Origin of the sequence: Nonomuraea sp. NPDC049784, assembly GCF_040659615.1 — a bacterium.
Lineage (GTDB): Bacteria > Actinomycetota > Actinomycetes > Streptosporangiales > Streptosporangiaceae > Nonomuraea.
The window spans coordinates 1-9,969 of record NZ_JBFAMX010000376.1 but is presented as its reverse complement, the minus strand read 5'-3'; the positions used below and the strand labels follow the sequence as shown (position 1 = coordinate 9,969).

Below are 9,969 nucleotides of genomic sequence, written 5' to 3'. Positions count from 1 at the left end.
GGCGAAGGCGACCGGGGCGGGCGACGAAACGGCCCTGACCCTCCTGGAGGGCGTCGGCGCCACGATCGGCGGCGTGCTCGCCGCCGTGTGCAACGCGATCGGCCCCAGCGTGATCGTGGTCGGCGGCGAGCTGGCGGAGACCGGCGCCCCGCTGATCGAGCCGATCGAGCGGGCACTGCGCGCCCAGGTCATGCCCGTTTCCAGGCACCGCCTCAGCCTGCGCCGCGCGACGCTCGGCGAGGCGGCGGGCGCCCTCGGCGGCATCGCCCTGGTGCTGCACGAGTCCCCGCTGCTCTCCCGCTACCCGGCAGGCCCCGACCTCGCGTCCGGCCTCATCGACGAAACCGAGCGGGCCACGCGCCCAACCCAGCAAGAAAGGCAGTCATGACCCAGCTCACCACGCTGGAGAAGACGTCGACGGCGCGGCGAAGCCCCAGCCGCCCGCAACGCGCCGTCGCGCTCAACCTGATCGCGGTCGCCATCGGGCTCGCCCTATGGACGCTGCTGGCCGTGGTCGGCGTGCAGGGCCTGCCGACCCCGCTGCAGGTGGCGGCCAAGGCCGGCGAGCTGATCGCCGACGGCACGCTCCTGGAGGACGCGCTGGCCAGCCTGCGCAGGGTGCTGCTGGGCTTCCTGCTCGGCACCCTGCTGGCCGTCCCGGTCGGCTTCCTGATGGGCTGGTACGCCACCGCGCGCGGCCTGCTGGAGCCCTATGTGCAGTTCTTCCGCACGATCCCGCCTCTGGCGATCATCCCCCTGGCGATCGTGCTCCTGGGCATCGGCGAGGTGCCGAAGGTCTTCGTGATCTTCCTGGCGGCGTTCCTGTCCAGCGTCGTGGCGACCTTCCAGGGCGTGGTGGACGTGGACAAGACGCTGATCAACGCCGCGCGTGTGCTCGGCGCGTCCGACCGGACGATCTTCCTCAAGGTCGTGGTGCCGGCGTCCACGCCGTTCATCCTGGTCGGCATGCGGGTCGGGCTCGGCTCGGCCTGGGGCACGCTGGTCGCCGCCGAGCTGATCGCCGCCCAGGAGGGCCTCGGCTTCCGCATGCAGCAGGCCCAGCTCTACTACGACCTGTCCACGATCTTCGTGGGCCTGATCACCATCGGCGTGCTCGGCCTGCTGATGGACCGGCTGCTGCTGCTGGCCGAGCGTCACCTCACCGACTGGCAGGAGCGCCGATGAACAGCAAGATCTCGTTCAGGGACGTGGTCAAGACGTACCCGATGAAGGACACCACGTTCACCGCGCTCGACCGCGTGTCGCTGGACATCGCCGACCGCGAGTTCGTGACGGTCGTGGGGCCGTCGGGGTGCGGCAAGAGCACGCTGATGAGCATGGCGGCCGGGCTGGTCGAGCCCACGTCGGGCGAGGTGCTGGTGGACGGCGTGGCGGTGAACGGGCCGGGGCCGGAGCGGGGCGTGATCTTCCAGCAGTACGCGCTGTTCCCGTGGCTGACCGTGCGCAAGAACGTCGAGTTCGGGCTGAAGCTGGCCGAGCTGCCCGCCGACGAGCGCAGGCGGCGGGCCGAACGGGCGATCGAGCTGGTCGGGCTGTCCCACTTCGCCGACGCGCTGCCCAAGACGCTGTCCGGCGGCATGAAGCAGCGCTGCGCGATTGCCCGCGCGTACGCGGTGAACCCGCAGGTCCTGCTCATGGACGAGCCGTTCGGCGCGCTCGACGCGCTCACCCGGGTGCAGTTGCAGGACCAGCTCCTGGACACCTGGAGCCAGGAGCAGCGCACGGTCATGTTCATCACCCACGACGTGGACGAGGCCGTCTACCTGGCCAGGCGCGTGATCGTCATGGCGGCCAGGCCCGGCCGCATCCAGCAGGTCATCGACGTGGACCTGCCCTATCCGAGGACCGAGGAGATGCGACTGTCGCCCGAGTTCGGGCGGATACGCAACGAGGTCTGGCACTCCGTCTACCACCAGGCACCCGCGGCCTGACACCTCCCGGAAAGGAGCTACCCGCCATGCGTTCTCTTCGTCACGCCCTGACGGCCGCCACGGCGGTGAGCGTCATAGCACTCTCCGTGACCGCCTGCTCCAGCGACGGCAGCACGGTCCGCTTCGGCTACATCAGCGACTACAACGGCGCGAGCCTGCTCGCCATCGCGAACAAGCAGGGCCTGTGGGACAAGCAGGGCCTCAAGCCGGAGATCAAGGTCTTCACCAACGGGCCGCTGCAGATCCAGGCCCTCGGTGCGGGCGACCTCGACTTCGGCTACATCGGCCCGGGCGCCATGTGGCTGCCCGCCTCCGGCAAGGCGAAGGTCGTCGCGATCAACACGCTCGCGTTCGCCGACCGTGTCATCGGCCGCCCCGGGGTCAAGACCATGCAGGACCTGAAGGGCAAGAAGGTCGGCGTGCCGCAGGGCACGTCCGGCGACATGGTGCTCAACCTGGCCCTGCAGAAGGCCGGGATGACCGAGAAGGACATCCAGAAGGTGCCGATGGACCCGGCGACCGTCGTGTCGGCGTTCTCGGCCGGGCAGATCGACGGCGCCGGCATCTGGTACCCGCTGATCGACACGATCAAGCAGAAGGTGCCCGGCACGGTCGAGATCGCCAGCACCAGGGAGTTCCCCGACCGTTCCTTCCCGACCGCGTTCGTCGGCGGCACCAAGGTGGACCAGGAGCTCACCGGCAAGGTGATCAAGGTGCTGCAGGAGGCCAACGACTGGCGGGCCGCACATCCCGACGAGTCGATCACCGAGGCGGCCACGCTGCTCAAGCTCGACGCGGCCAAGGTCAAGGCCGACGCGGCGAACGTCCAGACGATGACCACGGCCGACCTGGTCGCCAAGACCAAGGACGGCACGGTCGCCAAGTGGCTGAACAGCCTGGGCGACTTCTTCGTCGGCACCGGCCAGCTCAAGTCGCGGCCCGACCCGGCCACGTACTACACCGGCGACCTCTACGAGAAGGCGTTCAGCAAGTGAACCTGCTGTTCCTGATGACCGACCAGCACCGCGTCGACACCCTGGGCTGCTACGGCAACCCGCACGTGGCCACGCCCAACCTGGACAGGTTGGCCGCGACCGGCACGCGGTTCGATCGGTTCTACACGCCGACAGCCATCTGCACGCCCGCGCGGGCCAGCCTGCTCACCGGGCAGGCGCCGTTCAGGCACCGGCTGCTGGCGAACTACGAGCGCAACGTCGGCTACCTGGAGGACCTGCGCGAGGACGCGTTCACCTTTCCCGGAGCGCTGAAGGAGCGCGGCTACAACCTGGGGCTGATCGGCAAGTGGCACGGCGGCACCCGCCGCAACGCGGCCTCCTACGGCTTCGACGGGCCCGACCTGCCCGGCTGGCACAACCCGGTCGACCATCCCGACTACCTGGCGTACCTGGAGGAGCGGGGGCTGCCGCCGTACCGGATCTCTGACCTGATCCGGGGCACCACGCCGAACGGCAACCCGGGCAACCTCCTGGCGGCGCGGCTGCACCAGCCGGAGGAGGCGACGTTCGAGCACTACCTGGCGACCAGGGCGATCGAGCACCTCGACCGGTACGCGGCCGACGGACGGCCGTTCTACCTGGCCACCCACTTCTTCGGGCCGCACCTGCCATACCTGCTGCCGGACGAGTACTTCGACATGTACGACCCGAGCCTGGTCGAGCTGCCGCCGTCGATCGCGGAGACGTTCGAGGGCAAACCGCCGGTGCAGCGCAACTACAGCGAGCACTGGACGTTCGACACGATCCCGATCGAGGTCACGCGCAAGCTGATCGCGGTCTACTGGGGATATGTGACGCTGATCGACCGGCAGATCGGCCGGATCCTCGACCGCCTCGACGAGCTGGGCCTGTCGGACCAGACCTCGGTGTTCTTCACCGCCGACCACGGGGAGTTCACCGGCGCGCACCGGCTGCACGACAAGGGCCCGGCCATGTACGAGGACATCTACCGCATCCCCGGCATCGTCCGCATCCCCGGCGAGAAACCGCAGGTCAGGAACGAGTTCGTGACGCTCACCGACTGCACCGCCACGATCCTGGAGCTGGCGGGCTGCGACACCGAGCCGGCGGTGGACAGCCGCAGCCTGGCGCCCCTCGTCCGCGGCGAGCGCCCGGAGTGGCCGGGTGAGCTGCTCGCCGAGTTCCACGGCCACCACTTCCCCTACCCGCAGCGGATGCTCCGCGACGACCGCTACAAGCTGGTCGTCAACCCGGAGTCGGTCAACGAGCTGTACGACCTGCACGCCGACCCGCACGAGCTCAGCAACCGGTACGACCACCCGGAGCTGGCCCCGGTCCGCCGCCGCCTGATGCGCAGGATGTACGACCTGCTGCGCGAGCGCGGCGACAACTTCTACCACTGGATGACCCCGATGTACGACATCGGCCACTCCGACTACGACCCCACGCTGAGCTCCTTCGAGAAGGAGGGCACCGCCACATGAAGCTGGTCTTAGCCGTCACCGCCCTGCTGTCCGGACTGGTCAGCGCGCCCGCGCCGACGCCGGCGACGTACACGAACCCGGTGTCGGCGGGCGTGGTCGACACGTTCCCCGACCCGACGCTGATCCACGCCAGGGACGGGCTCTGGTACGCCTACGGCACCCAGAACCCCGTGTTCAACAGCAAGGGCGAGGCCGGCGAGCGGATGCTGCCGATCCTGCGCTCCAAGGACATGGTGGCCTGGGAGTACGCCGGCGAGGTCTTCACCCCGCAGACCAAGCCGGCCTGGCACCAAGGCGCCCGGCTCTGGGCACCCGACATCAGGTATATCGACGGCAAGTACTACCTCTACTACTCGCTGGCCTCCGGCGACGTCGGCCTGGTGACCGCGCCGACCCCGACCGGCCCCTGGACGGACGCGGGCGACGTGCTCCCGGCCGCCGCCCAGGCCGCGTGCCCGACGTTCAACATCGACGAGGCGCAGTTCACCGACGTGGACGGCACCCACTACCTCTACTGGGGCAGCTACGACACCATCTGCGCCGCGAGGATGAACGCCGACGCCACCCGCGTCGAGGGGACTCCGACCCAGGTGGCCAGGGGCCGGCGCATGGAGGGCGGGTACGTCGTCCGCCACGGCGGCTTCTACTACCTGTTCTACTCCGACGCCGGCTGCTGCGACGGCGCCTACAGCGGCTACCAGGTCAAGGTGGGCCGCGCCACGAGCCCGTTCGGTCCGTTCAAGGACGACGAGGGCGTGGACCTGATGGAGCTGACCACCAAGGGCGCCATCGTCGTCGGCGCGAACGGCAACCGCTGGGCCGGGCCCGGCCACAGCGGCTTCGTCACGGACCTGTCCGGCCAGGACTGGCTGGTCTACCACGCCATCTCGACGGCCGACCCCGACTTCCCGCCGATCACCAACGGGCCGTCGGGCCTGACCAAGCGGCCGCTGCTGATCGACCGGCTGGACTGGATCGACGGCTGGCCGGTGGTCCGCGCCGGGGCGGGGCCGTCGGAGGGCGCGCAGCCCGCGCCGGTGACCTCGTACGACGCCGGTGGCACGTTCGGCGACGGCTCGCTGTCCGGCTGGCAGGCCGGGTCCGGCTGGACGGCCAGGACCGGTCAGGACGCCCACGGGTTCGCCTCGCACGCGGGCGCTCTTTCGTACCTGGTCTCCGGGAAGAAGACGCCGGCCGCCGACGTCCGGGCCCAGGCGGACCTGCGCGTCGCCTCCGGCGCGGCCGGGCTCACGCTCGCCCACGTCAACCGCGACAACCACGTGGTCGCCTGGCTCGACAAGGGCCGCGACGCCCTGGTCACCGACGTGGTGATCGGCGGCACGAGCCGCGGCGCGCAGGTGACGCCGCTGCCCACCGGGTTCGACCTGAGCACCTGGCACACCGTGGTGGCCGAGCTGCGCGGCACGGAGCTGACGGTCCAGGTGAGCGGCGACAAGCTCGGCGATCCCGTCGCGGAACAGAAGCGCGCTCTGCCGCGGGCCGCCGCCCGCCACGGCTCCGTCGGCGCCGTCGCACGCGGCGCGGCCGACGCCGACAACGTCGGCGCCGTCAGGCTGTACACGCCCGTCACGTCACGGGTGCCCGTCCCTTCACCCGGGGAGTTGTTGCCCGAGTACAGCGACGAGTTCGACGGCACGGCGGTCGGCACGACGTGGCAGTGGGTCCGCGGCCCGGCGGCGGGCGTCACCGTCTCCGGCGGTGCGCTGTCCTGGCCCACCCAGAACGCCGAGCTGCACCGGGGCACCAACACGGCGTCTGTGCTGCTGCGGGACGCGCCGGAGGGCGACTACACGGTCGAGGCGAAGCTGGACTTCGCGCCTACGCAGGGCAACCAGCAGGCCGGTCTCGTGCTGTACGAGAACGACGACCGGTACTTCAAGATGGCCCACTCGGTGCTGCCGCTGAGCCGCGGTGACGGGGCCGTGCTGCAGGTCAGCGAGTTCCTCAAGGAGGGCGAGCGGCCCACGGCCACACCGCCGGCCGCCGTGTTCAACGGGCCCATGTTCGGGGGTCCGGCGGCCGACACGATGTGGCTGCGGATGTCGTACCACTATGACGCGGCGAACCACGAGAACGAGGTGCGCGCGGCGACGAGCCGGGATGGGTCGCACTGGGTGCGCAACGGCGTGTGGACGCTTCCGGTGAAGGACAAGCTCAAGATCGGGCTGATCTCGATGAACCGCTCGGGCGCCGTCGCCAAGTTCGACTACGTCCGGACGTATCGCGACTGATCCCCTCGGGTGGGGAGCGGCCTGACCCCCCTCCCCACCCCAGGCGAGGACGCCGCCCCTCTCTTGGGCGAGCGCGCCCACGCCTTCCCTCTCTTCCAAGGGACCTCAGCCGAAGTACGGCGGGTCAGCGGCATCGGGGCGACGGGTGTCAGTGGGCGCCGACGTCCGTGGACAGTCGCTGGGCGAGGTAGACGGGCACCACCGAGGCGACGATCAGGGCGGCCGCCACGACGTTGACCACCGGCGCCTGGTTCGGCCGGAAGAGGTTCTCGAAGATCCAGATCGGCAGGGTCCGCACCCCGGCCCCCGCCGTGAAGGTCGTCACGATGATCTCGTCGAACGACAGCGCGAACGCCAGCAGCCCGCCCGCCAGCAGCGCCGAGCGCATCATCGGGAACGTCACCAGCCGGAAGGTGGTGAACGGGTCCGCCCCGAGATCCGCCGACGCCTCCTCCAGCGAGCCCCCCAAGCGCCGCAGCCGGGCCAGCACGTTGTTGTGGACCGTCACCACGCAGAACGTCGCGTGCCCCACCACGACCGTGAACAGCCCGAGCCCGACCCCGAACGGCTCCAGCACGGTGCGGAAGGCGTTGTTCAGCGCGATCCCGGTCACGATGCCCGGCAGCGCGATGGGCAGGATGATCACTAGCGACACCGTGTCACGCCCGAAGAACCGGTACCGCTGCACGGCGAAGGCCGCCATAGTGCCCAGGACGAGAGCGATGGCCGTGGCGCCGAGCCCCGCCTGCACGGAGGTCCAGAGCGCGTCGCGCACCCCGGAGGAGTTCCAGGCCGCGCCCCACCAGCGCGCCGTGAACGCCGAAGGCGGCCAGCCGAACGTGCGGTCGGCGTTGACCGAGTTGAGCAGCACGACGAGCAGCGGCACGTAGATCACGCCGAGTCCCGCCGCGAGCGCGAGCCGGAAGAGGAAGCGGGCGGTGCGCGACAGGTTCACAGGCTCTCCAAGGCCCCGGTACGGCGGACCGCCGCCAGGTACACCAGCATGATCACGACGGGCACGGTCGCCACGGCGGCGGCGAACGGCAGGTTGTTGGCCGCCCCGATGTTGTCGTAGACGACGTTCCCGATGAGCTGGCTGCGACCGCCGACGATCTTGACGGCGATGTAGTCGCCCAGCGACAGCGAGAACGTGAAGATCGACCCCGCGACCACGGCGGGGAACGCCAGCGGCCACACGACCGTGCGGAAGACCCGCCACGACCGCGCCCCGAGATCCCCGGCCGCCTCCAGCAGCGAGTCCGGCAGCCGTTCGAGCCCCGCGTAGATCGGCAGGATCATGTACGGCAGCCACAGGTACGCCAGCGTCAGGATGGTCGCCGTCACCCCGAACCCCCACCCCAGCAGCCCCCCCGACGACAGCATGACCCGCCACGCGTACGCCTTGACCAGGTACGACGCCCACAGCGGGGTCAGCACGGCGATCGCCAGCCAGCGTTGCGCGCGCGGCGAGGCCAGCTTGGCCATCGCGAACGCCATGGGGAAGGCCACCGCCAGGTCGATCGCGGTCACCGCCAGCGCCACGCCGATCGAGCGCAGCGCGACCGTCCTGTAGACCTCCACCGTGACCAGGTCACGGAAGTTCGCCCAGGTGAACGTCCGCACCAGGTTCCCGGTGAAGGTGTCGGTGGTGTAGAACGCGGTGACGAACAGCGCCGCCAGCGCCCCCAGGTACGCCAGCCCCAGCCATGCCAGCGGCGCCGACAGCAGCAGCGACAGCCGCACTCCCGGCCTGCGGTGCAGGAAGGCCGCCAGCCACCGCCGCACTGCCGACGGCCTTCGCCGCGCTGCCGCGGACCCCTGAGTGGCCGGCGTCAACCCTTGATCTCCGTCCAGGCCCGCGTCCACTCCGAGTAGTCCTTGCACTTCACGTTGGTGCGGCCGTCGAGGCACTGGGCGATGGGCGTGGTCCAGTAGTGGACCTTGGAGAAGTACGCCTCGTCGGTGGCGTGGTAGATCTCGCAGTGCTTGGGATCAGCGGTCTCCTGGCACGCCTTGGCGTTCGACGGGGCCTCGCCGAAGTACTCCGCCACCTGGGCGTTCGCCTGGGGCGAGATGATGTGGTCGAGCCACTTGTACGCGCAGTTCGGGTGCGCGGCCTTGGCCGCCACCATCCACGTGTCCGACCAGCCGGTCGCGCCCTCCTTGGGCAGCGTGGCCTGGACCGGCGCCTTCTCGCCCTCGGCCACGTTGACGATCACCTGCCAGGTGGTGCCGACGACGGAGTCGCCGCTCTTGAAGGCCTGGATCTCCTTGGTGTAGTCGGACCAGTACTCGCCGACGATCTGCTTCTGCTGCTTGAGCAGGTCCACAGCGGCCTGGAACTGCCGGTCGTCCAGCGCGTACGGGTTCTTGATGCCGAGCTCCGGCTTGGTCGCCATCAGGTAGACGGCGGCGTCGGCGATGTAGATGGGCGAGTCGTACGCCGTCACCTTGCCCTTGTACGGCGAGGCCGGGTCGAACACCACGCTCCACGAGTCGGGCGCGGGCTTCACGGTGTCGGTGCGCCACATCAGCAGGTTGGCGCCGCGGCCGTGCGGGACACCGTAGGGGACGCCGTTGACCGAGTTCCACGGCTTCTCCTTCAGGCCATCGAACACGTCCTGGTAGTTCGGGATCAGCCTGGTGTTGACGGGGGCGACCGTGCCGGCCGCGATCAGCCGTAGCGAGGCGTCGCCGGAGGCCGAGACCGCGTCGTACTCGCCGGTCTTCATGAGGTTGACCATCTCGTCAGAGGTGCCCGCGACCTTGGCGTTCACCTTGCATCCGGTGGCCTGCTCGAACGAGGTGACCCAGTCGACCTTGGGGTCGTTGCTGCCGTCCTCGACATATCCGGCCCAGGCCACGAGGTTGACCTGGCCCTCGCCTGTGCCGAGGTTCTGGAGCGCGTCGATCTTGGGCGGCACGAAGCCGCTCTGGCCGGGCGCGGGGGCGTTGCCGGTGGCGCCGCCGCCGCAGGCGGTGACGAGCGCGAGTGCCGCCGCCGTGATCGCTAATCCGCTCGATCGCATGTCCTCTCCTTACCTGGACTCCTTACCCGGACGTGATCGCGAACTCGTGCCGCCGCTGCCACACGAGCCGGACGCGGGCGCCTCTCAGGCCCATCACGTCCATGGACGAACCCTGGAGGTTCTGCTGGAGGGCGATCAGCCGGCCGCCGGCGTCGAGATCGACGACGAACCTGGTGGCGGCGCCCGCGTACACGATCTCCGCGACCGTCCCCGCGGCGGACTGCTCCCCTGGCCCGGCGTCCGGGGCGCCGTCGAGCGCGACGCGCAGCTTCTCG

At 70.1% G+C, this 9,969-nt stretch carries 10 protein-coding genes; 6 read left to right on the top strand and 4 right to left on the bottom strand.

Annotation, left to right across the window (positions count from 1 at the left end; all coding sequences use genetic code 11):
- From AB0J09_RS43740 to AB0J09_RS43715, 6 genes are all read left to right on the top strand, one after another.
- On the top strand, positions 1 to 388 hold a 388-nt coding region (locus tag AB0J09_RS43740), incomplete at its 5' end, for an ROK family protein (protein WP_360704906.1).
- Positions 385 to 1,185 carry an ABC transporter permease gene (locus tag AB0J09_RS43735; RefSeq protein ID WP_360704904.1) on the top strand — a complete coding sequence of 267 codons (801 nt, stop codon included), beginning with the start codon at positions 385 to 387 and terminating at the stop codon, positions 1,183 to 1,185. The genes AB0J09_RS43740 and AB0J09_RS43735, both read left to right, overlap by 4 nt.
- Complete coding sequence (locus tag AB0J09_RS43730; protein WP_360704901.1) at positions 1,182 to 1,952, top strand: ABC transporter ATP-binding protein; 771 nt, start codon at positions 1,182 to 1,184, stop codon at positions 1,950 to 1,952. Before AB0J09_RS43735 ends, AB0J09_RS43730 begins: the two co-directional genes overlap by 4 nt.
- A gap of 26 nt (positions 1,953 to 1,978) precedes the next feature.
- Positions 1,979 to 2,947 (top strand): aliphatic sulfonate ABC transporter substrate-binding protein, encoded by a 969-nt coding sequence (locus tag AB0J09_RS43725; protein ID WP_360704899.1) that lies wholly within the window; start codon positions 1,979 to 1,981, stop codon positions 2,945 to 2,947.
- Entirely contained in the window at positions 2,944 to 4,413 is a 1,470-nt protein-coding gene (locus tag AB0J09_RS43720; protein WP_360704896.1) for a sulfatase-like hydrolase/transferase, read from the top strand. The genes AB0J09_RS43725 and AB0J09_RS43720 overlap by 4 nt, the downstream gene beginning before the upstream one ends.
- Positions 4,410 to 6,665, top strand: coding sequence for a family 43 glycosylhydrolase (locus tag AB0J09_RS43715; protein WP_360704893.1), 2,256 nt, complete (start codon positions 4,410 to 4,412; stop codon positions 6,663 to 6,665). The genes AB0J09_RS43720 and AB0J09_RS43715 overlap by 4 nt, the downstream gene beginning before the upstream one ends.
- 148 nt (positions 6,666 to 6,813) lie before the next feature.
- Here the strand turns inward: AB0J09_RS43715 and AB0J09_RS43710 are convergent, their stop codons facing one another.
- The 4 genes from AB0J09_RS43710 to AB0J09_RS43695 form a co-directional block, all read right to left on the bottom strand.
- Complete coding sequence (locus tag AB0J09_RS43710; protein WP_360704891.1) at positions 6,814 to 7,620, bottom strand: ABC transporter permease; 807 nt, start codon at positions 7,618 to 7,620, stop codon at positions 6,814 to 6,816.
- Complete coding sequence (locus AB0J09_RS43705; RefSeq protein WP_360704889.1) at positions 7,617 to 8,450, bottom strand: ABC transporter permease; 834 nt, start codon at positions 8,448 to 8,450, stop codon at positions 7,617 to 7,619. The genes AB0J09_RS43710 and AB0J09_RS43705 overlap by 4 nt, the downstream gene beginning before the upstream one ends.
- Before the next feature lie 47 nt (positions 8,451 to 8,497).
- Positions 8,498 to 9,694, bottom strand: coding sequence for an ABC transporter substrate-binding protein (locus AB0J09_RS43700; protein ID WP_360704887.1), 1,197 nt, complete (start codon positions 9,692 to 9,694; stop codon positions 8,498 to 8,500).
- Positions 9,695 to 9,716: 22 nt separating this feature from the next.
- The coding region (locus AB0J09_RS43695) for a TOBE domain-containing protein (protein WP_360704884.1) at positions 9,717 to 9,969 on the bottom strand (253 nt) is incomplete at its 5' end.

Bases quoted from the DNA above. Each gene is read 5' to 3' on its own strand.
- AB0J09_RS43735 (WP_360704904.1), top strand. From the start codon at position 385: ATGACCCAGCTCACCACGCTGGAGAAGACGTCGACGGCGCGGCGAAGC.
- AB0J09_RS43730 (WP_360704901.1), top strand. From the start codon at position 1,182: ATGAACAGCAAGATCTCGTTCAGGGACGTGGTCAAGACGTACCCGATG.
- AB0J09_RS43725 (WP_360704899.1), top strand. From the start codon at position 1,979: ATGCGTTCTCTTCGTCACGCCCTGACGGCCGCCACGGCGGTGAGCGTC.
- AB0J09_RS43715 (WP_360704893.1), top strand. From the start codon at position 4,410: ATGAAGCTGGTCTTAGCCGTCACCGCCCTGCTGTCCGGACTGGTCAGC.
- AB0J09_RS43700 (WP_360704887.1), bottom strand. From the start codon at position 9,694: ATGCGATCGAGCGGATTAGCGATCACGGCGGCGGCACTCGCGCTCGTC.